The sequence below is a fragment of the Planococcus sp. TJ-302 genome, assembly GCF_058268455.1.
In genome coordinates this window covers 99,310-122,265 of record NZ_JBZDOI010000002.1, presented here as the reverse complement: position 1 = coordinate 122,265, position 22,956 = coordinate 99,310, and the positions used below count along the sequence as shown (strand labels likewise).

General features: G+C 48.7%; 21 protein-coding genes and 1 pseudogene. 11 read left to right on the top strand and 11 right to left on the bottom strand.

All coding sequences use genetic code 11. The features are described 5' to 3' along the window. Window positions 1-66 precede the first annotated feature (66 nt). Window positions 67-810, bottom strand: coding sequence for a ZinT family metal-binding protein (locus tag AC4EHB_RS11550; RefSeq protein WP_490981581.1), 744 nt, complete (start codon window positions 808-810; stop codon window positions 67-69). Window positions 811-1,012: 202 nt separating this feature from the next. On the opposite strand from AC4EHB_RS11550, the gene AC4EHB_RS11545 reads away from it, so the two are divergent. The 7 genes from AC4EHB_RS11545 to AC4EHB_RS11515 all read left to right on the top strand — a co-directional run bounded on the left by AC4EHB_RS11545 (window position 1,013) and on the right by AC4EHB_RS11515 (window position 9,779). After that, the gene (locus tag AC4EHB_RS11545) at window positions 1,013-2,290 is read left to right on the top strand and encodes a M48 family metallopeptidase (protein WP_490981580.1); all 1,278 of its coding nucleotides are present in this window, start codon (window positions 1,013-1,015) and stop codon (window positions 2,288-2,290) included. A 472-nt stretch (window positions 2,291-2,762) separates the two neighbouring features. Continuing rightward, the gene (locus AC4EHB_RS11540; protein WP_490975903.1) at window positions 2,763-3,647 is read left to right on the top strand and encodes a YitT family protein; all 885 of its coding nucleotides are present in this window, start codon (window positions 2,763-2,765) and stop codon (window positions 3,645-3,647) included. Window positions 3,648-4,048: 401 nt separating this feature from the next. Next, entirely contained in the window at window positions 4,049-4,762 is a 714-nt protein-coding gene (locus AC4EHB_RS11535) for a PspA/IM30 family protein (RefSeq protein ID WP_490981579.1), read from the top strand. A gap of 47 nt (window positions 4,763-4,809) precedes the next feature. Continuing rightward, window positions 4,810-5,838 (top strand): TFIIB-type zinc ribbon-containing protein, encoded by a 1,029-nt coding sequence (locus AC4EHB_RS11530; protein ID WP_490981578.1) that lies wholly within the window; start codon window positions 4,810-4,812, stop codon window positions 5,836-5,838. Next, window positions 5,832-6,620: a TPM domain-containing protein gene (locus tag AC4EHB_RS11525; protein WP_490981577.1), complete on the top strand. Its 789-nt coding sequence runs from the start codon at window positions 5,832-5,834 to the stop codon at window positions 6,618-6,620. Before AC4EHB_RS11530 ends, AC4EHB_RS11525 begins: the two co-directional genes overlap by 7 nt. 33 nt (window positions 6,621-6,653) lie before the next feature. Further along, on the top strand, window positions 6,654-7,643 hold the full coding sequence (locus AC4EHB_RS11520; RefSeq protein ID WP_490981576.1) for an SPFH domain-containing protein: 990 nt from the start codon (window positions 6,654-6,656) through the stop codon (window positions 7,641-7,643). A gap of 516 nt (window positions 7,644-8,159) precedes the next feature. Further along, on the top strand, window positions 8,160-9,779 hold the full coding sequence (locus AC4EHB_RS11515; RefSeq protein ID WP_490981575.1) for a glycoside hydrolase family 13 protein: 1,620 nt from the start codon (window positions 8,160-8,162) through the stop codon (window positions 9,777-9,779). 86 nt (window positions 9,780-9,865) lie between these two features. Here AC4EHB_RS11515 and AC4EHB_RS11510 read toward each other — a convergent pair whose 3' ends face one another. Then, window positions 9,866-11,257 carry a bifunctional metallophosphatase/5'-nucleotidase gene (locus tag AC4EHB_RS11510; protein WP_490975909.1) on the bottom strand — a complete coding sequence of 464 codons (1,392 nt, stop codon included), beginning with the start codon at window positions 11,255-11,257 and terminating at the stop codon, window positions 9,866-9,868. A gap of 183 nt (window positions 11,258-11,440) precedes the next feature. Here AC4EHB_RS11510 and AC4EHB_RS11505 point away from each other — a divergent pair, with 183 nt between their 5' ends. Continuing rightward, window positions 11,441-11,737, top strand: coding sequence for a hypothetical protein (locus AC4EHB_RS11505; RefSeq protein ID WP_490975910.1), 297 nt, complete (start codon window positions 11,441-11,443; stop codon window positions 11,735-11,737). Between the two features lie 108 nt (window positions 11,738-11,845). On the opposite strand, the gene AC4EHB_RS11500 is transcribed toward AC4EHB_RS11505, so the two are convergent. The 5 genes and pseudogenes from AC4EHB_RS11500 to AC4EHB_RS11480 form a co-directional block, all read right to left on the bottom strand. Beyond that, complete coding sequence (locus tag AC4EHB_RS11500) at window positions 11,846-12,052, bottom strand: TM2 domain-containing protein (protein WP_490975911.1); 207 nt, start codon at window positions 12,050-12,052, stop codon at window positions 11,846-11,848. A gap of 152 nt (window positions 12,053-12,204) precedes the next feature. Then, window positions 12,205-13,569 carry a YjiH family protein gene (locus AC4EHB_RS11495; RefSeq protein WP_490981574.1) on the bottom strand — a complete coding sequence of 455 codons (1,365 nt, stop codon included), beginning with the start codon at window positions 13,567-13,569 and terminating at the stop codon, window positions 12,205-12,207. After that, window positions 13,566-14,895, bottom strand: a pseudogene (locus AC4EHB_RS11490) (aspartate aminotransferase family protein). The gene AC4EHB_RS11495 and the pseudogene AC4EHB_RS11490 overlap by 4 nt, the downstream one beginning before the upstream one ends. Beyond that, complete coding sequence (locus AC4EHB_RS11485; RefSeq protein WP_490981573.1) at window positions 14,892-16,223, bottom strand: sigma 54-interacting transcriptional regulator; 1,332 nt, start codon at window positions 16,221-16,223, stop codon at window positions 14,892-14,894. The pseudogene AC4EHB_RS11490 and the gene AC4EHB_RS11485 overlap by 4 nt, the downstream one beginning before the upstream one ends. A gap of 391 nt (window positions 16,224-16,614) precedes the next feature. Further along, on the bottom strand, window positions 16,615-17,130 hold the full coding sequence (locus AC4EHB_RS11480; protein WP_490981572.1) for a DUF2798 domain-containing protein: 516 nt from the start codon (window positions 17,128-17,130) through the stop codon (window positions 16,615-16,617). A gap of 226 nt (window positions 17,131-17,356) precedes the next feature. On the opposite strand from AC4EHB_RS11480, the gene AC4EHB_RS11475 reads away from it, so the two are divergent. Both AC4EHB_RS11475 and AC4EHB_RS11470 read left to right on the top strand, forming a co-directional pair. After that, complete coding sequence (locus AC4EHB_RS11475) at window positions 17,357-18,310, top strand: Abi family protein (protein ID WP_490981571.1); 954 nt, start codon at window positions 17,357-17,359, stop codon at window positions 18,308-18,310. 31 nt (window positions 18,311-18,341) lie between these two features. Next, window positions 18,342-18,887 (top strand): DUF1697 domain-containing protein, encoded by a 546-nt coding sequence (locus AC4EHB_RS11470; RefSeq protein ID WP_490981570.1) that lies wholly within the window; start codon window positions 18,342-18,344, stop codon window positions 18,885-18,887. Window positions 18,888-18,930: 43 nt separating this feature from the next. Here AC4EHB_RS11470 and mug read toward each other — a convergent pair whose 3' ends face one another. Continuing rightward, window positions 18,931-19,437 carry a G/U mismatch-specific DNA glycosylase gene (gene mug, locus AC4EHB_RS11465; RefSeq protein WP_490981569.1) on the bottom strand — a complete coding sequence of 169 codons (507 nt, stop codon included), beginning with the start codon at window positions 19,435-19,437 and terminating at the stop codon, window positions 18,931-18,933. A 135-nt stretch (window positions 19,438-19,572) separates the two neighbouring features. Beyond that, window positions 19,573-20,355: a glucose 1-dehydrogenase gene (locus AC4EHB_RS11460; protein WP_490981568.1), complete on the bottom strand. Its 783-nt coding sequence runs from the start codon at window positions 20,353-20,355 to the stop codon at window positions 19,573-19,575. 162 nt (window positions 20,356-20,517) lie between these two features. Here AC4EHB_RS11460 and AC4EHB_RS11455 point away from each other — a divergent pair, with 162 nt between their 5' ends. Then, window positions 20,518-21,132, top strand: coding sequence for a TetR/AcrR family transcriptional regulator (locus AC4EHB_RS11455; protein WP_490975928.1), 615 nt, complete (start codon window positions 20,518-20,520; stop codon window positions 21,130-21,132). 80 nt (window positions 21,133-21,212) lie between these two features. Here AC4EHB_RS11455 and AC4EHB_RS11450 read toward each other — a convergent pair whose 3' ends face one another. Both AC4EHB_RS11450 and AC4EHB_RS11445 read right to left on the bottom strand, forming a co-directional pair. Continuing rightward, the gene (locus tag AC4EHB_RS11450; protein WP_490981567.1) at window positions 21,213-22,193 is read right to left on the bottom strand and encodes a DUF4179 domain-containing protein; all 981 of its coding nucleotides are present in this window, start codon (window positions 22,191-22,193) and stop codon (window positions 21,213-21,215) included. Next, window positions 22,190-22,744 (bottom strand): sigma-70 family RNA polymerase sigma factor, encoded by a 555-nt coding sequence (locus tag AC4EHB_RS11445; protein WP_490981566.1) that lies wholly within the window; start codon window positions 22,742-22,744, stop codon window positions 22,190-22,192. Before AC4EHB_RS11445 ends, AC4EHB_RS11450 begins: the two co-directional genes overlap by 4 nt. Between the last annotated feature and the right edge of the window lie 212 nt (window positions 22,745-22,956).

Below are 22,956 nucleotides of genomic sequence, written 5' to 3'. Positions count from 1 at the left end.
TTAACCAGCCATAAATCCAAAAAGGCAGCCGCCGGAATCCCATTCCGGCGGCTGCCTTTTTTGTTATTAATGTGCCATCATTTCTTCCGCAACATCATCTCCATCCATATTCGATGGGTAAAACGTCGGCCAATTCACGACTTCATCGAGCAGTGCTTCACGGTCATCGCCAAAGTATATATGATAATGGTCAGCATCGGTAGGGAAGATGGCATGGTCGCTGAATTGAATAAAGCGCGGCAGGCCAGTCGTTTCTTCTGCCAGTTTGAAGATGAAACGCACACCGCGGTTGCCGGCTTCGTATTCCAAGATCTCGTAACCGTCATATGTATAGCGGCCGGTTTGTTCCTTGCCGTTTTTGAAAAAGCTTACGTCGTCTTCTTGGATGATTAAGCGTTCGACATCCGTTTCGTAGCCTGCAGTGTAATAGTCCTTGTATTCCTCAGCGGTCATCTCATCTGAATGCGCGGCTTTGTCGGCAAATACGCCATCTAGGTCGCCGTTTTGAAGAAAGGGAAAGACCGATTGCCAGTCGCCTGCCCAATCGGAAAGCGGACGGTCAGCCACTAAACTGTCGTCAAAGTAACCAGCGTAAACCTGTGCTTTTTCGTCGCGTGTCAGGTTTTCTTCTGAGGCTTGTGCTTTTTCGTCGCGTGTCAGGTTTTCTTCTGAGGCTTGTGCTTTTTTGGCTTCAGCTGAAACGGATGGGGCATCCAGTTCTGTCTCTTTGGAATCAGCGGATTGGCATCCAGCAGCGAGCAAGGCGGCAAGACCGACAACACCGCAGCCTTTAATCAATGAATATTTCATGGTAACACTCCTCTTTTTAAATCGTAATAATTACAATTTATGATTATACAGAGGGATTTATAAGAAGTCCAAAAAAAGAATATTTCGAATATGAAGAACCCCTATACTTCAAGACTTTCATCTCGAAACTTCAAAATAAAGTATATTATCTAAACCTTTAGTGCTGTTATAATGGAATCAGTTCGGTCGAAAGGAAGATAACATGAACTCCTACCATATTCAATCTGAAAGAGAAACTTTGTATTTTGTATTCTGCGTGCTGTCTAGCCTTTTGGTGTATGTGCTCGCGGCGGTGTCGATTTTCGGTATTGCGATCCTCCTCGTCATTCTCGTTTTCATGCTGTACGTCAACGCCATGATGCTCGGGTCGATCCGCGGCAACGGCGTGCGCATCCATGAGCGGCAATTTGGAGATATCTATAGCCGCGTTCAAGTATTGTCGAAGGAAATGGGATTGAAAAAAGTCCCCGACGTTTTCGTCATCCAATCGGAAGGTGCGTTGAATGCGTTCGCGACCCGCTTTTTAGGGCGCGATATGGTTGTTCTGTATTCGGAAGTTTTCGAATTGGCTCGTGAACAAGGGCAGGCGGAACTGGATTTCATCATTGCGCATGAATTGGCACATATCAAACGCCGCCATGTCTGGAAAAACATCTTCATCCTGCCAGCAGGCTTTATCCCGTTTTTGGCGCAGGCTTACAGCCGTTCCTGCGAATACACGTGCGACCGTCATGCAGCTTACGTGATCCGGGACGCGGATGCTGCGAAACGCGCATTGACGCTGCTCGGCATCGGCAAGAAAATGTACCTGGAAGTGGACGAAGATGCTTACCGGGAACAGATTGAAACGGAGTCGAACGGCATCGTATGGTTCAGCGAAGTGCTGTCGACGCATCCAAATTTGCCGAAGCGCATCCAATCGATTGAACAATTCTCCGGCAAAGACAGCTACCTGTATAAGCCGAACAACGGGAAAATCGTATTGGGCGCTCTGTTGATGACGGGTATTTTCACCGGCGTCTATATCGCGGCAATCCTATTGTTTACTGGCAGCGGGTTTGTTTATTCACAATTGCTGCCGGATGATTTTTCTGAGGAATCGCTTTTTGCAGTTGAAGGCGAGACGCCGTTGATGAATGCATCTTTTAATGGTGATTTGGATGCCGTCGAAAAGGCGCTCGCTGATGGTGAAGATATCCACGCCAAGGACGCGGATGGTGCGGATGCGCTGATGTATGCGATTCAAGGCGGAGAAGCGGCAGTTGCAGAACGGTTGATCGAAGCGGGTGCAGAAGTCAATTCGAGCGATGATTATTCAACTGCGCTCGAGACCGCTGTCCTGTATGAAGATTTCGAGATGGCCACCCTGCTTATTGAATACGGGGCGGACCCGCTGATTACAAGTCCGGCAGGGACGACAGCGATTGACGCAATGGGGGCAAGTTCCGAAGCGGAGTTCATGGAAATGCTGAAGGAATAACGGTCGGCAGCGAAGGCTGGCTTATAAAATGAAGGGGACGGCAGCCAAAGAGCTGCCGTTTTTTTCATGTAAGACTGGCAAGGTCTTGTCGAAATTTTGAACGCGGATTTTTCTGGCAAAGGAGTGTCCGTTGCTTGGCTTCCTATACACACGGATCGCATAGCGGGAAGGTTGTTGTTTGGGTTCTGTTGAGTTTCTTCGTATGCGTGGTGCATGATTATAGAAGAGAGCTAGTAGTTATGACGCGAACTAAAATTCGCACAAGCATTAGAAGTTCTGTTGGCAGCCGATGATTCCGGCAGACTGCCAAAAGACTTTCTGCTTGCGAGGAAATAAAGCTTGCGTTCCCGTAGAGCCATCCCCTATAATTTGATCTATTGTGCCAAAGCTAGAAAAGGCGGAGCGGAAGATGCGCGGCCTTTTTTTAGTGGTTTTTTTCAGGTACCGAGTTTAAAAGGAACGGAGAATTTTAATGGACAAACTTTACAGCGCGCTGATCATTTTTGCAGGATCAGTTATGCTTGGATTCGCATTTAATATGTTTTTATTGCCGCATGAAATCCTATCGGGAGGCATCACGGGAGTCGCGATGATTTTCAGTTTGATGACACCGATCAATGCAGGGATTTGGCTGCTTTTGTTGAACATCCCGATTTTGGTGCTCGGTTGGATGAAGCTCGGCAAACTATTCATCCTCAACAGCGTCTATTCGGTTGCGGTGACTTCGGTCACGATGCTTTACATTCCTGTCATGAAGGTAACAGAAGATGCTTTGCTGTCGTCGGTTTTCGGCGGCGTGCTGGTCGGCATCGGCGTCGGTTTCATCATCCGCTTCTACGGCTCGACCGGCGGCTTTGATGTCGTCGGCCTGCTCTTGACGATGAAGCGCGACATTCCGCTTGGCTTCATGGTGTTCGGCCTCAACAGCCTCGTCGTCTTCATATCGGGCTTTATCTTTTCATGGGAGCTTGCGATGTACACGATGGCGTCCATTTACATCACCGGCCTTGTCGTTGACCGCATCCATACGCGCCACATCAAGCTCAGCCTTATGGTGGTCACCACCCAAGGCGATGCCGTCAAGCAGAAAATGCTGGCAAACCTTTACCGCGGTATCACAGTGACCGACGGCGAGGGCGCCTATTCCGGCAATAAAGTCAAGGTGCTTTACACGGTCATCACGCGCTACGAGTTGGCGCACGTCCGTCCCCTCATCAAGGAGATCGACCCGCACGCTTTCGTCAGTATCACCCAGACAATGGAAGTCATGGGCAATTTCCGCCGCGATGATAATTACAAGAAGAACCCGGAAACGTCTTACCGCGCAGCAGCGGAGCCAACTGAACAAACAACTTAAAAGGGTACAAACGAAACAGCCATGCCGGCATTAATCGGCAGGCTGTTTTTTTTCGGCAATTTTAGAGCATGGCTTATAGCATATGTCTTTAGTGTCGGAATTATCTGATAAAGTGGTTTTCATTTCCTCTGGATGGGGTTATGATGAAAGTAAAGGAGGTGTGTGTCAGATGGAAGCGACCTTTGGGTTTGTGCCGATGCTTGTCTTAGCTGCAATCGCGGTTGTACTCATCATGGTTTATTTCTATTTGCACCACTGGGCTAAATGAATGCCGCCAGAAGAGCCGCATCGTGCCATGCGGCTTTTTATATTGCTTAGGACCGGGCGGTTATGGGTATTCTGTCTCTATAGGATGGCTGTTAGGCAGCCAATAAAAAATATGAAATAAGAGGAGAATGATGATGGAAATTTTGAAAAGGTTCAGAGACATAATGGCGAGCAATATTAATTCAATGCTGGACAGCGCTGAAGACCCGGAAAAGATGATTGACCAATATTTGCGCGACTTGAACAGCGACTTGGGCAAAGTGAAGTCTGAAACGGCCGCAATCATGGCTGCAGAAAAGCGCGAGCGCAGGGAATTGGAAGAGCTGCATAAAGAGCTGGATGATATGCAGCGCTATGCGGTGAAAGCGCTCGAAGCGGGCAATGAAGACGATGCCCGCAAGTTCCTGCAGCGCAAAGCGGAGCTGGCTGAGAAAGAAGCAGACTTAAAGACGGCGGCGGAATTGGCATCGGCGAACACAGTACAGATGCGTGAAATGCACGAAAAACTGGTGTCAGATATCGGGGAACTTGAATCACGCCGCGACAAGCTGAAAGGCAAAGCGGCAGTAGCACGGACGCAGGAGCGCATGAACGAATTCAATGATTCATTCAGCGGAGCGGGCAATACGATTTCAGCTTTTGACAAGATGGAAGAAAAAATCAACCGCGAACTTGATGAAGCGATGGCGATGTCAGAGCTCAATAAAAATCCAGGTGTCGATATCAAAGATCTCGCCAAGAAATACGATTCAGATTCTACTATTGAAAAGCAAATGGATGAGCTGAAAGCCGGCACGGATGTTGAAGCAGAGCTGGAAGCGTTAAAAAACCAAGTCAATAAAGCCTAATGGAGGCTTTTGCTACAGATTCTGCAGGCCAAGGAGAGGGAGACGCAATGGTCACTCATTATAAATGCCCGAATTGCGGTTCGGATATGGCGTTCGACAGCGAGTCGGGCAAGCTGTCATGCCCGAGCTGCGGCAGGCAGGAAGATATCGGGACATTTCCTCCCGAGAATATAGAACACGTAGCTGAAACGGATGAAGCAAAAGAGTTCCATTGCGAGAATTGCGGTGCGGTGCTTTTGACGGAGGCGGAAACGACCGCGACGCATTGCAGTTTCTGCGGTGCGCCGGTCGTTCTGGCGGACCGGCTGACAGGCGATTTCGCCCCGGCCAAAGTCATTCCTTTTTCCGTCAGCAGAGAAGAAGCCGAAGCCGCTTTCCGGAAATGGACCGGCAAAGGCAGGTTGTCCCCAAGGGGTTTCATGAGCGGAGACCGCATCAAGAAAATGACCGGAATGTACGTACCGTTCTGGCTTTATGACATTGACGGCAGCGCTGAAGTAGCGGCAGTCGCCACTAAGACGCGCAGCTACACGAGCGGGGATACAACTTACACAGAAACCGAGTTTTACGACGTACACCGCGATATCGACCTCAGCTACTTGAAAGTGCCGGCTGACGCTTCCGAGAAGATGGACGACGTGCTGATGGACAAGCTGGAGCCTTATGATTATCAAGAACTAAAGGATTTCAGAATGCCTTATCTCGCGGGTTATTTGTCTGAGAAATACGATTACGATGATGATTCCTTGTTCTCGCGCGTCGAGTCGAAAATTGTGCCTTATATCGATGCGTATATCGGAACAACGATTTCCGGCTACTCGACCGTCAGTTACACGAACAAGCAGATCCATGCTAATAAAAAGCAAGCGTATTACACGCTTTTTCCAGTATGGATGGTGTATTACGATTTTGAAAACAAAGAGCACACTTTTGCGATGAACGGCCAGACCGGCAAAGTGGTTGGCAAACCGCCGATCAGTGGTGCAAAAGTCGCGGGCTGGTTCCTCGGCATTGCTGTGGGAGCATTCGCGCTGATGAAAGCTGCGGCATACTTGGTAGGAGGTGTGCTATGGTGAGCCAAATAGTATGGAAAACACCCTTCCTGTTGATTGCGCTTGTCTGTATTTTCTGGCTCACAGGTGCGACTTCAGCGTCAGCCGTGGCAGACCGGCACATTTATGACAACGCTGGTTTGTTGGTTGGTACGGAAGCGCAGGACTTAGAAGCGGCTGCAGTTCAATACAGCCGCGAAGAAGGGGTCGACTTTCTTTTTTTGACGGTGAATGGAATGGATGGCAAGGACATTGTTACATTCATGGGCGATTTCTTTGATGAATGGGCTGTCGATAACAACCAGGAAAACGCCGTTTTGCTGACAATCGATATCGCAAGCCGCGAAGTGTTCCTGTCCGGTTTCGGCACAGCGGAAACGTCGCTTGATGACGAGCGAATCGATCTTGTACTCGACCGCATCTTCCCGGAGTTGCAGGCAGGCGATTACGGCGGGGCTTACGAAGAAATGATGGCCGCTTCGAGTGAGTATATGGATTACCGCCCGGGCGTCAATCCGGAAAGCATTTTCTTGAAAACCTGGTTCCACGGCTTGGTGTCCCTTGCTCTCGGCGGTGGAATTGTCGGTTCGATGCTTTATAACTCAGGCGGCCGAGTTACCACGACACCGCGCACATATTTTGATGGCGACAATACGCAAGTGACGAACCGCGAAGACCGCTTCCGCAACAAAACCGTAAGCCGCAGCAAAATCCCGCAGAACAAAGGCGGGGGAGGCGGTGGTTTCGGTGGAGGCGGCATGACCGGAGGAGGCCGTTCGTTCAGCGGAGGCGGCCGCAAATTCTAAACGGCAATTCAATACACGGAAGGAATGAACAACATGGCATTTTTCGGCAATCAATTTGCAGATGTAGTGGAATGGGAAGAATTCAGGGAGGATATGATTTTCTGGAAATGGACCAATAAGGAAATCAAAAAAGGCAGCAAACTCGTCATCCGTCCCGGCCAGGATGCCATCTTCCTCGACCATGGAAAAGTGGAAGGAATTTTTGAAGATGAAGGCGAATACGACATCGAGTCGGAAATCGTTCCGTTTTTATCGACATTAAAAGGTTTCCGCTTCGGCTTTAACAGCGGGATGCGTGTGGAAGTGCTTTTTGTGAACACGAAAGAATTCACCGTCCGGTGGGGCACCCAGAACCCAATTAATATCCAGGTACCGGGGCTTCCAGGCGGCATGCCGATCCGCGCGAACGGCACGTTCCAGTTTCAAGTGAACAATTATATGGCGTTGATCGACAAAATAGCGGGTGTGCGCAGCAGTTACCTCGTGGAAGATGTGAAAATCCGCATCACCGCCATTTTGGATCAGCTCTTGATGAAATGGATTCCACGGGAAGGCAAAGACATGTTCAACTTGCAGGCCAACGCCCACGAAATCGGCGCTGGCATCCAGGATGACCTTAATATGGAATTGATGGATGACGGCATGAAAATCATGGGCTTCCAAATTATGAGCTTTAATTATCCAAAGGAAATCCAGGACATGATCAACAAAAACGCTTCCTATGGGATGGTCGGCGACATGAAGAAATACCAGCAAGTGTCGATGACCGATGCGATGGCTTCCGGGAAATCTTCCGGAGCGGGCAGTGCAGCTGATATGGCCGGCATGATGATGGGCATGGGTATGGCAAAGGAAATGATGGAAGGCATGAAGGATGGCGGCCAGCCGCAAAACCCGCCCCCGGCAGCGGATGAAGGCGCGGCTGAAGAGTCCGTGGGCAAAGCCCCGAATTTCTGCCCGAACTGCGGCCAGAAAACCGAAGGTGCGAAATTCTGTTCGAATTGCGGGCAGAAGCTGTATTAACCGCGCATCTTTTCAAGGCTAATTGAATAAAGCAAACAGAAATCCTGATCCGTGGCAATTTACGTTGCCATGGATTGGGATTTTTTCCATATAGGTCCTAGGTAGTGTTTCTGGGATTCGGGTTTGCCACCGTTTTTTTTTTGATTAAGACAGGAAAAACCATGAAAATGGAAATGAAAGCGGCTTCAAAATATTATTTCAGATTTATCTAAAAATAGTTTTGATATGAGGTTTTCAAAGCTTGAAAAGGGTTATACAATAGGAAATCAAAAACGAAAAGAGGTGTTTCTTCACCATCAGATTTTCTCACAAAGAAATATTAGTAAAATGTCTTGGTGTTCCTGGCGAATTCTGCTACACTGGCAACTGGAATTTATTTTTTTATTAGAATTGCTGCTGGACGATGGAAATAATCTATTATATAGAACAGACATATGGGCATATTCGCATAGAAACATGGGCTGCGGCCTATGAGTTGGACGTGGATCTGGCCAAGGTCTTTGTGAGGGATCAGTTATGAAGAGAAAATGGTGGAAAGAAGCAGTCGCATATCAAGTATACCCGCGGAGTTTTATGGACTCGAATGGGGATGGCATTGGCGATATCAACGGCGTCACAAGCAAATTGGATTATTTGAAAGACCTGGGCATCGATGTTATCTGGATTTGCCCGATGTACAAATCGCCGAATGACGACAATGGCTACGATATCAGCGATTACCAAGGCATTATGGAAGAGTTCGGCACTATGGAGGATTTTGACCACTTGCTGGCTGAAGTCCATGCACGCGGCATGAAGTTGATCATCGACCTCGTTATCAACCACACGAGCGATGAACATCCATGGTTCATGGAATCACGTGCTTCCTTGGATAACGATAAGCGCGACTGGTATATCTGGAGCGATGAGCCGACGAATTGGGAAAGTATTTTTGGCGGTTCTGCTTGGGAATACGACCAGGAGACAAAACAATATTATTTGCACCTGTTCTCTAAAAAACAGCCAGATTTGAACTGGGAGAACGAAGAAGTCCGCCAATCGCTTTATGACATGGTGAATTGGTGGCTCGACAAAGGGATTGATGGCTTCCGTGTTGATGCCATCAGCCACATCAAAAAGGATTTGACCGATGTCCACGACCCGGAACAAAATCTCTATGTCGAAGCTTGGCATAAAATGATGAATGTCGACGGCATTCAACCGATGCTTACGGAACTGCGCGACAAGACATTCGCGGGCCGCGACATCATGACCGTTGGCGAAGCGAACGGCGTCAAAATCGAGGACGTTGAAGAATGGATCGGCGAAGACGACGGCAAATTCAATATGGTGTTTCAGTTTGAAAGCATGAGCTTGTGGAGCAGAAGCATCCATGGCATTGACGTGCCCCGATTGAAAGAAGTATTGACGAAATGGCAGAACGGCGTCGAAGGCCACGGATGGAACGCATTGTTCATCGAAAACCATGATAAGCCGCGCATCGTGTCTTCGTGGGGCAATGACCGTGAATACTGGCGCGAAAGCGCGACGGCGATCGCCTGCATGTATTTCTTCATGCAAGGCACGCCGTTCATCTACCAAGGCCAGGAAATCGGCATGACAAATGCGCCATTTGAAGAACTTGAACATTATAACGACGTCAAAACAAAAAACATGTACCATTTAAACCGCTCTGCAGGCATGGAACACGAGGCTGTGATGACGCTCATCCGCCCACAAAGCCGCGACCATTCACGGACGCCGATGCAATGGAACGCAAACGCGCATGCCGGTTTCTCGGATGCCGAGCCGTGGATGCGCGTCAACCCGAATTACACGCATTTGAATGTGGAAACGCAGCTGCAGGATCCCCATTCTGTGCTGTCTTTCTACAAGCAGATGATTTGGCTGCGCAAGCATAACGATGTGTTGATCTACGGGCGCTACGAACTGGCGAACGCGGGACATGATTCGATTTACGCTTATAAGCGTCATTTCGAAGGGCGGACTGTATTGGTGGCCGTGAATTTGACGGAATTTCCATGTTATTGGGATGAGCCGAAAGACGGTACCATTTTGTTGGCAAATTACCAGGGGCTGGATCCGAAACAATTGCTGCCATACGAAGCGCGTGTGTACGAGTTGATCCGAGACTAGCCTTGAACAAGGCAGTTGAAATTTTCAATAAAAAGAGCCGCATTCCCTTAGATTCTTAGGGGAATGCGGCTTTTTTTGAATCTTGCTTACGGAATCAATGCTGTCGTTTGGGCTGTGGTGCGCATTTCGAAAGCCTGTTCGACAAATTCCAGCTTTTCGGCGTAAAGTTGAATGACGTCTTTGATTTCTTCGGCCATGTAAATATCGTTCCGGTTGTTTGCCAGTACCGGGTAGCCAGAGCCACGCTGCAGGTAATCGGAGCTGGCGACTTTGTACCAGCGGCTGTCGTCCAGCGGTTCGCCGTTGATCAAAATCTCTTGGACCTGGCTGCCTTCACGTATGACAAAAGCGCCGGAAACGTGCAGACGGCCGACGAATTTTCCGCGGAATCCAGGACCGCGGCCATCGGCGAGACAGACTTGCGCATCCAGCGACTGCGTGAGCGCTTCTTTTAAATGCTTGCCTCGAATTTCAAAAGATGTCGGATTCAGCGGAGAAGGGCAGATTTCAATCAGCTTTTGGCGGGACACGTTTTGGAACAAACCTGCATTGGCGATGCCGCTGTTGATCAATCCGATATCGCAGTCCATCATGTCGCGCAAGCCGTCTGCGATCAGGTTAGCCAGCGGATTTTCTTCAATGACGTCGTGCCACAGCGGCTGAGGCAGGCTATAAAGCGGTTTGCCTAAAGCGGCAATCGCTTTCACTTTATTGCGTTTCAGGATTTCCAGAATGGCCGCATCTTTTTCCACTTCTTTTGTCGGAAGAGTAGCCGAGTGGAGTAATTCCACTTTGCCGCCAGCCACTTCAAGTTCAATGACTCCGATATGCTCGGCGAAGTTTCCAGCGCTATTCATGATGGTACCATTGACGATTTTCGCCTGCGGGTAAAGCTTGTGGTCATGCGCAGAAATGATCACATCGATTTCAGGGATAACTTGAGCCAATCCTTCGTCTGCAACAGTACTGACGTGGCTGAGCAAAATGCACAAATCGTACTCGCCGGCATGACGTTTGATTTCGCTTTGCGCCATTGCGGTATAATCCAAAACGCTGATGCCGAGCCCGTCATTGAAGACGTCAAGGTCGGGCGAAGAGCCGGTGACAAGAATCCGCAAGCCGTTTTTATGCAGAACAGTACTCTTCACGACGCCTTGAATTTCCGTTCGGTCTTTTTTGAGCAGGTTATTGCTGATGAACGGGAATGGGCTTGCCGCTGCCATGTGTTCAAGTGTATCCATGCCATTGAACATTTCGTTATTGCCGACTGTCATGGCGTCGTAGCCGACCGATTCGAGCAATTCAAGAGCGGCGATGCCCCGGGTACCCTGCAGTTCAATGCTCTTGAAGTCGGCGAAATCACCGCCGTCGAGCACAAGTGTGTTTTCGTCTTTCAATTCTTTGATTAACGTAGCTGCCCGTGCAAAATTGTCGTAATTGCTGTGGACATCGTTCGTATGTATAATTTTAAGTTTCATGGGAATCCTCCTGTAAGTTATTTCCTTTCTATGTATTACGTTATTTCTGCTTCCGAAGTTTCAATAGTCTGGAACTTTTTTCGGTGAACCTGGCCAAAGGATAAAAGAAGGTTGAAAAATCTTATTGCATAAAACGTGGACGCTTGCTATGCTCTTTTTAGATGGAAACAGGAGGAAATACTCATGGTCAAATTAATTACCTTTTTAACAACTATTACCATTCTTTTTTTACTCAATATTGGAGTTTCATATGTTTTTCAAATTCAAATCATTGATATTGCCTTCGCCTTCGGATTGTTGGGAATATTAATTACGGCTCCGAACAACCCGTTGAGCGATGCATTCAATGCCAATCCGTTTATCGAAGTAGAAGGGGAGCGACACGCAAAGTTTGGGAAAATTCCACTACTTGCTGCCGGAACGTATTTCTTAGTCGCTTCCATTGCGACATTCATCCATTATCAAAGCTATTTCATTTAACTGAGGCCCATCCTTCAGAATGCTGCGAGCGATTGCAGCATTTTTTTATTGCCTTGAAAATAGAAAAAGCATGCACGCCGCTGGAAGCGGGTGCATGCTCAAAAAATATTAGCGTCTGCCGTGCTTTGCTTGGAAATCTCTTTCGGAAGACATGAGATACATCACGCCTTCAATAAAGCCGATTACTGCAGGAATTGCTGTCCAACAGAAAAGCAGATACAAGATGCCCATACCGGGCTTGCCCAAATAGAATTTATGGATGCCAAAATCCCCGAGGAAAATACCGAGAAGGCCTGCAACTGTTTTGTTTTTCATATCCGATCATCCTTTCAGTCTTTGTTCTCTGTTTTCCCTTCTCACTGAAAGTTAATCTCAATTTACTAAGCAAGAAAAAATCTGCTTCCGGGAAATGAAACGTTCCTGGGAGCGGATTTTTTAGCTGGCCAACTGATGAAGTTCAACACATTTTAAACGAATAAATGCGCGAATAACACAATGATTGGCAATGTGATAATGGTGCGCAGGATGAAGATAGCGACCAGTTCCCAGAATTTCACCGGGATGTTCGAGCGCAAGATCAAGATGCCGATTTCCGACATATAGATGATTTGCGTCAATGATACACCGGCAAGGACAAAGCGCGTTAATTCGCTTTCGATGCCGCTGCCGAGTACAGCAGGCAGGAACATGTCCGCAAAACCGACAAGCAATGTCGGCGCGGCTTCAGCGGCTTCCGGCAAACCAAGAAGCGTCAACACCGGAATCAACGGATACGAAATGATTTTGAACAATGGTGTGTATTCCGCGACGACCAATGCCATCGTGCCGAGCGCCATAACCAGCGGGATTAATGCGAGCCAGATATCCAGCACGGTTTCTGCACCAGTCTGGGCAAGCTTTTTCGGGCTTGCTGCATTGCTCGCTTTGCGGCGTGCTTCATCAAAGCCCCATTTCACCAATGATACGCCTTCTGGAATTGTATCATCGATCTGCTTGCCGACGGGTTCATAATATTCATCCGTTTTCAAAGACAGCGGCGGAATGCGCGGCATGATGACAGCTGCGACCAAGCAGGCGACCGAGACGGCTATGTAAAACGGCAGGAATAAATGTCCGATGCCGACAACATTTGCGACAACGAGGCTGAACGCAACCGACGCGATGGAGAACGTCGTAGCGATGACTGCCGCTTCGCGTTTTGTGTAATAGCCTTCGTCGTATTGCTTCATGGTGACAAGTACGCCGACCGGCGCAGCGCCCATCCAAGAGGCCATAGCGTCAATCGAAGAGCGGCCCGGCAATGTGAAGACAGGGCGCATGAATTTATTGACCAAAGCGCCGACGAATTCCATCAGCCCGAACTCCACCAGCAGCGGCAACAGTATGCCGGCGAACAAGAACCACGTCAAGAGGACCGGAGCCAAATCGTATAACACGACGCCGCCCGTGTTGCGGGAAGAAATCGCTTCTGGCCCGATTTCGAAGAATGCCATCAACCCGAAGACAAAGCCAAGTACGCGAACGGCCAATCCGAACGGACCAGTGATAAACAGGGAACGCAGGAAATGCGAGTTTTTGACAAATGCCGGTTTGGCCACAGTCGCCACCACAGTTGCGACAGCTGACAGCCCAAGCAGGAATAATATGAATGCGGGTATTACGGAGCCGAAAGTCTTCAGCAGGAATGACGCCAAGATGCCGACGCCGATGGTGATTTGGCCGTCATAGGAAATCGGGCAAAGAAATAAGAGTGCCCCAATCAGCGAAGGGATCAAGAATTTCCATGTAGCGGATGGCGAAATCGCCTTTTTGTCGCTTTGAATCATTGTCATATGTGTTCCCCCTTTAGTTTGTATGCAGTTAATGCTTGATCCAATATGTCGATGCCGTGGTCGATTTGTTCTTTGGAAATGGTCAGCGGCGGTATCATGCGGATCACTTCGCCTGAATTGCCGCAAAGATAAAACAGGACACCGCGCTGCAAGCAGCCGTCGAGCACTTTCATGACCGCATCGCCGTCGGGTTTTCCGGTAGCGGGATCATACAATTCGATGCCGATCATCAAGCCGACACCGCGGATGTTCTTGATAACGCTATGTTTGTCTTTCAGCCCTTCCAGCTGGCTGACCGCGTATGTCCCCATATTGCGCGAGTTTTCGAGAAGCTTTTCTTCTTTGATGATTTCAAGAGAAGCGAGCGCTGCCGAACAGGAAATGGGATTGCCACCGAAAGTTGTACCGTGCGTACCGAGCGGCCATTGCGCCATCAATTCTTTCGAAGCGACAGTAGCGCTGAGCGGAAGACCGGCGGCAATGCCTTTGGCAATCGCCATGATGTCCGGCGTTACGCCAAAGGTCTGGGCAGCGAACCAGTCGCCGGTGCGGCCGAAGCCGGTCTGCACTTCATCAAAAATGAGCAGGATGCCGTGGCGGTCGCAGATTTCTCGGATTTTTGCCAGCCATTCTTTCGGCGGGATGATGTAGCCGCCTTCACCCAGTACAGGTTCAAGGATGATGCACGCCACTTCCTCTGGAGTCACTTGATGCGCAAAGAGCTTTTCGACGTCACGTTCAAGCTTGTCAGGAAAGAAATTTTCCGGCGCTGCGCCTTCCGGCAAATCATCCGGATGCGCGTAAGGCAATTGATAGGTCAGCCATGAAGGCTGCAGGAATTTTCGGTATTTGCTCTTGGAAGTCGTGACGCTGAGCGCACCGATTGAACGGCCGTGGAAGCAGCCGGTGAATGAAACCGTGTAAGGAACGCTTTGTCACATATTTCGCTAGTTTGATGGCGCCTTCAATCGCTTCTGTGCCACTATTGGCGAAAAAGAAATTATCCAGTTTCGGCGGCATGATTTGCTGCAATTCGTAAGCCAATTTCAAGATTGATTCGTAGATGATGACGCCGGATGGCCCATGCACCAGATGGTCGGCGCTGTCCTTGATCGCTTGCACCACTTTCGGATGGCGGTGGCCGACGTTTTCGACCGCGATGCCGGAAGTGAAATCCAAGTATTTTTTGCCGTCGGCGCCGTAATAATAACAGCCTTCAGCTTTAACGACGGGCAGATTCGGATGGTCTTTCGCCATGCTTGGGGCGAGGAAATTGCCGATCGATCCCACTAAGTGCTGCCAGTCTTGTTCTTTGGCGATTGTCATTCGGCTTCATCTCCTAACGGTATTGTTGAGTATTTTTTCAGTTTGCGGACCACAGAAGGCTGGCTGATGCCAAGGACATTCGCCATCTCAGTTGTGGTCTTGTAACGCTTCTGCGCATTCAGCAGCACTTTTTTCTCGACGGAATCGAGGATATGCGGCAGCGTCTGGCCATCAAGTTCGATGCCAATGCGTTCATTGGCGTCGGGCTGGTATTTCACCGGCAGGTCATCAAGCGTTATGAGGTTCGATTCGCTTTCGATAAAGCTCCGTTCCAGGACGTTTTTCAATTCACGGAAATTGCCTTCCCACGGTAACTGTAGTAGATGGAAATACAAGTCGTCCGTGACGTGCTTTTCTTCACTGTATTTTTCATTCAGCTCAGCGAGGAGCTTGCTGATGGCACGGTCAAGGTCTTCCGGCCGCTCACGCAGCGGCTTCAACTGGATCGATGCGAGATGCAGGCTGTAAAATAGGTCTTCGCGGAAACGGCCTTCTGTAACCGCTTTCTCCAAAAGCGTCTCGCTGATGGCAATGATGCGAACGTCATGCTGCCGTTGCAGAATCTTGAAAAGCATCGCCTGTGAAGCGAGGGAGAGCTGGTCGATGTCATTCAGCACGAGTGTGCCGCCAGCCGCTAAAGTCAGGTAGCCATTCTCTTCGAGTCCTGTAAAACTGATGTCAAAAACCGATTCCGGTATGGAACTGCAGTCCGCTTCAATAAATGCTTCGTCGCTGCGGCTGCTTTGCGAATGGATGAACTTCGCGAGAGCGGTCTTGCCGGTGCCGTGTTCTCCCTGGATCACGATGGGCACTTCGAGTCGAGCGGCTTTGACAGCTGATTTTACAGCGCGCTGTGAAGAATTGCTGTCCATGATGCAGCCCGCGACCTGTAGCTGCTGGTCACGCAAATAGGCCAATTCACTTTTCACTTTAGACATCTCTGATTCCAAAGTCTGCAGGTAGTCTTTCATCAACAGCAGTTCTGACATTTCGTAGGAATAGCTGATGACAAAATCCACTTCGCCGGCTTCGTTGAAGAGGGGGATTCCGGTTATCAATACTTTTCTGCCGGATGGAGTGCTTTGCAGCGTCACAATCTTTTTCTTTTTTTCAACGACAAGCGGCGTCACAGCAGGAGAGAAAATCCCTTGTGCTTCCAAGTCGTAGACGGATTTTCCGAGAAGGTCTTTAGGGCCGACGCCGTAATGCTCGCCGCTGATTTGGGATACTTTGATGATTTTTCCTTCCCGCGAGGTGACTATGATGTCTTCGTCATACGAGTCCATGATTTCTTCTTCCGTATTAGGAAGTAAAAATAAAGTATTCACGCCTGGCCTCCTTTATTCATTCTTGTATAGACTATACAATATTGAATAATATGATTACAAGGATAATTTTATTTTTTCAGATAATTATCATATCTACAGGAGTTAATATATATACCGCTTCGGTCGTTTTGGGTAGAGCAAAGACGATTGTTTCTGTCTCTGCATCGCTACGCTAGCTTCGTAGCAAAGGAAATGGTGCAAATTCCATTTGGTCATTTCCCTGACTAGCCATTTGACGCGCCTGCGCTAAGAAATTTTTCAATAGCTACGAGAAATAAAAGCGCCTTCAGCTATTTTGCGGAATATCGTCATAAAATCATAATTTATTTTAAGAAGATAGAGCGAGTGCATGAAAAAACCACATCCAAATCAGAATGTGGTTAGTAGCCTTTTATTGTGCCGCTGTTTTCGCGGCTAACTCTGTTTTTTTGTCTTGCGACTCGTGCAGCTTCACCATCACAAAGCGGGCAATCGGGTGGATGACCAGGCTTTCGGCAATGAGGACGATGAGAAAATTGCGCGGCCAGTTTGTTAGCCAGTTTGAAAAGAGTTGGCTGTGGAATCCGTTGCCGACAAGGTCGCCGATGAATGTCATCGCGGCGGACATGCCGAGCACGGTGAAGAGGATCCGGAACAGGATTTTGGCGTTGAAGCTGTCGGTCGGCTTGGTGAATTTTGCGGTCAAGGCTTCAGCGAGGCGGCCGAAAATGGCCGGCTCAATAATCATGACGATAATCCACATGATCGGCAATGTTTTCAAGATGGTGAATGCGATGTCGCGGTTGAAGTCACCGGCGAAATAAATAATGCTGAATGATGTCATGAACAAGACGGTCATGGTGGAGATTAGGGCGCCGTAGAGAAGGCCTTCTTTGGCGTTTTGCGGCAGTCTTTTTTCTAAATGCATGGGAATCTCCTTTTCAACGTGCTTATACTGGCCTATCGATACGCGGAAAATTGCAGTGGGAACTGGCAGGAAACACGGTACTTTCGAGGCTGCAAGTAACTATAGCAAACCTTATGTATTGTGTGTAAGTGTCTGAATTGTGTCGGTTTATTTTTGGTAAATGGTTTCTAAAAAGCCGTGCGTAGCTTACAGTAGAGGATAAGAACGACAGACAAGGATGAGAAGAATGAAGGTTTTTGCATCACACGACGAACAGATACAAATCCTGCGCCAGCGCGGGATGACGGTAGCGGACGAAGCGGCGGCGAAACGGATTTTGTCGCGCGAAAATTATTACGCGCTGATCGATGGCTATAAAGAGCCGTTCTTGGAGCGGGATGAACGGCTGAACCCATACGGCCTAGAACGCTACGCTGCGGGCACGGAATTCGGCCATGTGTATGCGCTGTACCGGTTTGACCGAGAGCTGCGGATGCTGATGCTCAATGAATTGCTGAAGTTCGAAAAGAACATCAAATCGAAAGTAGCGTACCGGTTCTCGGAAAAGTTTAAGGCGACGGATAGTTTTCTGGAAACGGCGAATTACAGTCTGGAAGCCGAGCGGCATCACGAGCGCGACCGCATCATTTCGACGCTGGCAAATCTGATCAAGAGCCATAAGAAGCGGGACCGGGTAAGATATCCCGCTATCCGTGAATTCTATGACAAGCACAAGAATGTACCGCTTTGGGTGCTGGTCAATTTCCTTTCGCTCGGACAAATTTTAAATTTTTATTCCGTTGTGGATGAAGAGCTGCGGGAGCGGATTGCACGCGATATCGCCGAAGAGTTCAGCGAAGAATACGAACCGGCCCAGCTGCAGGCGGAAGAGCTCGATGCGATTTTGCGTTTGGTGTTTCCGTATCGCAACAAGTCTGCGCACGAGGAAGTGCTATACAGGTTCCGCCTCACACATCCGGAAAAGCTGGACGGCGTTGAAGCGATGCTGCGCTTGTCTGGGGGCAGCCTCGGACAAGGGACAGTGTATTCGATGGCGTGCTTGCTGCGGCTGTTGCTGGCAAAAGAGGAATACGAAGTGTTTTGGGTTGAACTGGAGCGCTTGATGGATGGCTTGAAAGCGGAGCTGCCAAGGCGTGCCTATGGCGAAGTCATGAGAGATACCGGATTCCGTGAAAATTGAATGTCCAATCTTGGAATAGGAGATGATGTCTGTGATATACGCCGCGTTGCTCAGAGGAATTAATGTTGGAGGCAATAATAAAGTCAATATGAAAGTGCTCAAGCAGGTTTTTGAAGAAGCAGGCATGACCGCTGTCAAGACGTATATCAATTCCGGCAATATCGTTTTTAAGGATGCAATCCGGACGAAACAAGAAGTCATGGCTATTTTGGAAGAGGCAATCTTCACACATTTTGGCTTGCACATTAAGGTGCTGGTTTATACCATCGATGAATACACGCTCATTGCCGAAGCGGTTCCGGAAGAATGGACCAATGACGATAAGCTGAAAAGCGATGTGCTGTTTTTATGGGAAGAAGCCGATGACGAATCCGTGCTGGAGCAATTGCCTTTGAAACCGGAAGTGGACCGCGCGCATTATGTGTCTGGGGCTATCCTCTGGTCAGTAGACCGCGACAAGGTGACGAAAAGTGGAATGTCCAAGATTGTCGGAACCAATCTCTACAAGCTCATCACGATCCGCAATGTAAACTCGGTGCGGAAAATATACGGACTGATGCAGGAGCTGAAGAAATAAAACAAAGAACGCCATCCTTAGAAAGGGTGGCGTTCTTTGTTCGTTAAAGAAATTTGTTCAATCCTTTATAAATGTCGACGATGTCGTTCAATTGGATTCGCACCAATCCACTCGAAGAAGGGGCGACAAATTCGATGGTTCCGGGAACGACCGGGTCTGCTTGGACACCCCAATCGATTTTTCGCTTGTTGCTGAACTCTTTGTAAACGCCTTTGCCGACAAAGCACACGGCATTCGGCTGGTACGCTTCGATTTTCTCGCGCAGCAGGGCAGCGCCTTCTTGGTATTCCTCTTTTGAAATATCCGCAGCTTCACGGGTTGGGCGCTCAACGATATTCGTCAGGCCAAAACCGAGTTCAAGCAATTCCCGGTTTTCGTGCGGCGCGAATTTCCTCGGCGTCAATCCCGCTTCATGGAGGATCTTCCAGAAACGGTTCGTCGGGTTCGCGTAATGGTAGCCGGTTTCGGATGAGCGGATGCTCGGGTTAAAGCCGACAAACAAGATTTTCAATCCCGCCTCTAAATGGTCTGGGATGGGTTCTAAATGCATGATCGGTCACTCCTTATTCTAAGAACAGTATAACGAAGTTTCCCTTTTTTATTGGGAATTACACATTTAGAGATAACATTAAAAAAACGTTTCCCACTAGCCACTTGGGCTAAGGGGAAACGTTTAGTGGGAAAATTAGTATTTGTACGATTGACCGCCGTCGATGTTGATGACAGAAGCATTGATAAAGCGTGAGCTGTCAGACAGCAGGAAAGCGACAAGGTTGCCGACTTCTTCAGGTTTACCGAAGCGTTTCATCGGGTTGACGCTGACAAATTCTTTGCCTACTGCCTCCCAATCGTCGCCGCCGATTTGCTTGAGCGAACCTTCGACCATAGGCGTCATGATGGCGCCTGGTGCGATAGCGTTGATGCTTATGCCAAATTCGCCGTATTCAATGCCAGAGTTGCGGGTCAAGCCGACGACGCCATGTTTGCTTGCTGCATAGCCGGACTGGTTGCCGACGCCGCGGATGCCGCCGACTGAAGCCGTGTTGACGATCGAGCCGGAGCCTTGCTCTTTCATGACTTTCAAGACATGTTTCATACCGTAGAAGACGCCGTTCAAGTTGACGCTGACCACTTTGTCAAATTCGTCAGAGCCGTAATTTTCCGTGAGGTTCTGTTTACCTTCGATGCCGGCATTGTTGAAGAAACCGTCGATTTTGCCGAACGTGTCGACTGCGAATTGTACGTAATTTTTCACTTCTTCTTCATTCGTAACGTTTGCTTCGACCAGTTCGACTACCGATTCTGGAGCTGCTTGAAGAACTTCTTTTTTCGTTTCTTCCAGAGAATCTTTGTTCATATCAACGAGCACCAATTTGGCGCCTTGTTTGGCGATTGACAATGCCGCTGCGCGCCCAAGTCCTGAACCGCCGCCTGTAATCAATACAACTTTGTCTGTAAAATCGATCATTATGAATCTCTCCTCTATTTATAGGTATGCTAAACTGTAAGTAATAGACTCCTTAAGTGTAACCGGTTGCAAAAGCTGGCTCAATCAGTAGAAAAACAGCAATTGTCGAATTAATCGACAATTTAGTACGAAGTGTCGATTTTTTCATTGGAGGCAGAGGCAATGATGGAAAATAAACGAAAAAATACCCCGCATAATGAACGGACAAAACATCAGTTAAAACAGGCTTTTGTCCAGTTGATCAATGAAAAAGGCTTGAGCCATGTGTCTGTCACGGATATTGTGGAGCGGGCACAATACAACCGGGCAACGTTTTACCTGCATTATTTGGACAAGCCGGATATCACGGAAGACCTCAAGCGGGAAATGTTCCAGCAGGTGAAGCGGACGGGAATGGAACGCTACCAGCCAGGCAAACGGGTCAATGTCAGGCAGATGGATGCGGAATCGTTCGAGCTGGTGAGTTTCATCTATGATAACCGTTCTTTTTTCAATCTGTATTTGAAGGAAGATACGATTCCAGGGCTGTACCAGGATTTGCCGAAAGCGATTTTCGAAATGCTCGACGAGAATTTCACGTTCAGCGCAATCGGCCACCACGACATCAATTCATCCCAATTTAAAATGTACATGGCCCATGGCACCACAGGCATTATTCTCGACTGGGCACGAAACGGCTACCAGCAGTCGCCGGCTGAAATCACGCAATTGCTGATCGGCATCTTGCAGGCATTTGCTAATGGCTTCACGATTGCGTCTAGTGATTCCCGGGCGTAAAGCAAAGGCTGCATGGACAATTCCATACTTGCAAACAAAAAAATCCCCTCCGGCTTTTGCAGCGGAAGGGGATTTTTGCGTCAACGCAATTCGACGTTTATAGTGCGGGCTTTAACCGGTACGCCGTCATCTTCAGCATTTTCGATACGCTTGATTAGCGGCACGATTTGGACAGAAGAAGCTTGCGGATCCAGCGTTTCGAAAGTGAACTGTAATTGGGATTCATTGCCTGTGCCGAAATGCATCGGATACACATTGCCCAGGTTGTCTACGAGCTGCCAATCGGTGATGTAACGATCTTCATCGATGTCTTTTTTATGCATCGTCAGCACCGTTGACAATTTTGTCAGGCGCAGTTTGTCCAGCTTATACGAGCCGCCTTCAAAATCAACGGTTTTGCTGATTGGAATCTTAACGCTGTTGAGGGCATTCAATTTGAAAGCAAATTCCCAGTCGCCGTCGACTTTAGCGCCGGTTTCCATGTCGGTGAACGATTCGGGCGTCCAAGTAAGCTTCACGGTTTGCGGCGCTCTCCACAGGAAATCCGGGGCCATGGTAATCATGCCTGCATACGTCGTGTCGTTCACTTTGTTCATCAAAGTGAAGGAGCCGGAACCGCGCGTCCAAGGCGCTTCAAGCAATCCGTCGGCATTTGGAGAGGCTCCGAGATCTGTTGGCGTCTGCAAAGCGAAAGCGACTGTCACCGAAGTACCGTCGTATACCGCTTCTTCAATCGTTATCGTAGATCCATTGCTTGTTTCTTCCAAAACGATCGGCTGAGCCACTTCGCTGAAATGGTTGAAAATGAGTTCTTCGCCATCGAAATAGGAAACGATGTCTTGCAGAATCGGAATTTGCGATGCCAAGGAAGGGAATGCAACGAATGTAGTAGTTGAAACAGCGACGGCAATACCCGCTGCGAGCGCCAAGTTTTTCAGCCAAGGCGATTTGCGGCGCTGTCCAAGAATGCGCTTTTTCATTTGTTTCTTTTCAAGTTCCGACACGTCGGCCTCCGGAATGTCTTCAATATCCGTTGTCAGCCATTTGTTCAAGTCGCTCATATAAACCTCTCCTTTCCACCGAATAAGGTCGCCAATTTCCGTTTCCCGCGGTACAGCCGGTTATCGACAGCTGATACGGTGATGCCTAAGGCTTCGGCAATTTCTGCGTTTGGCAAACCGAGGAAATATTTCATCAAGAACAAGTCGCGGTCCGCTTCCGGCAAACTATGGAGCCCGGCCAGCACTTCGTCCCGCGCTTCTTTATCAAGCACCGTTTCTTCTGTGTTATTGGAAATGCCTGCTTCCCGCACCTCGTCAGTGACCGATTCGCGCTCGAGCCGCTTCATGTGGCGGCGGTAGCTGTCGATCGCTTTGTATTTCGCCACCATGCCGGCCCATTTCCGAAAATCGTCGGCATTCCCGTCAAATTGCCTAGCACGCAGCCAAATGGTCATGAACACATCGTTCAGGCATTCTTCCGCAGCTTGTCGGCCGCAGTTTTTCACGAGGATGTGCTGGCAAATCCCTTTCAGAAACGGCATGTATGTATCAATCATGTAGTTGAGCGCCGCTTCGTCTTGCCGTTTCAACCGAGCGATGAAATCCTCCACTGGAATCCCTCCGTTCCCTTGTTACTGTATACAACGACGAATGCGAATAAAATCTCGCGCATTCTAGATAAAATTTTACAAGCACTGTTTTGGCGTTAACATGAACAAGTCTCGCGTCAGCATGAGTTAATCCCACTTTAACATGCACTAATCAATCGGTAACATGAACTTCTGGAAAATTAAATTGCACTAGCAAATTAAGCATCATTCCA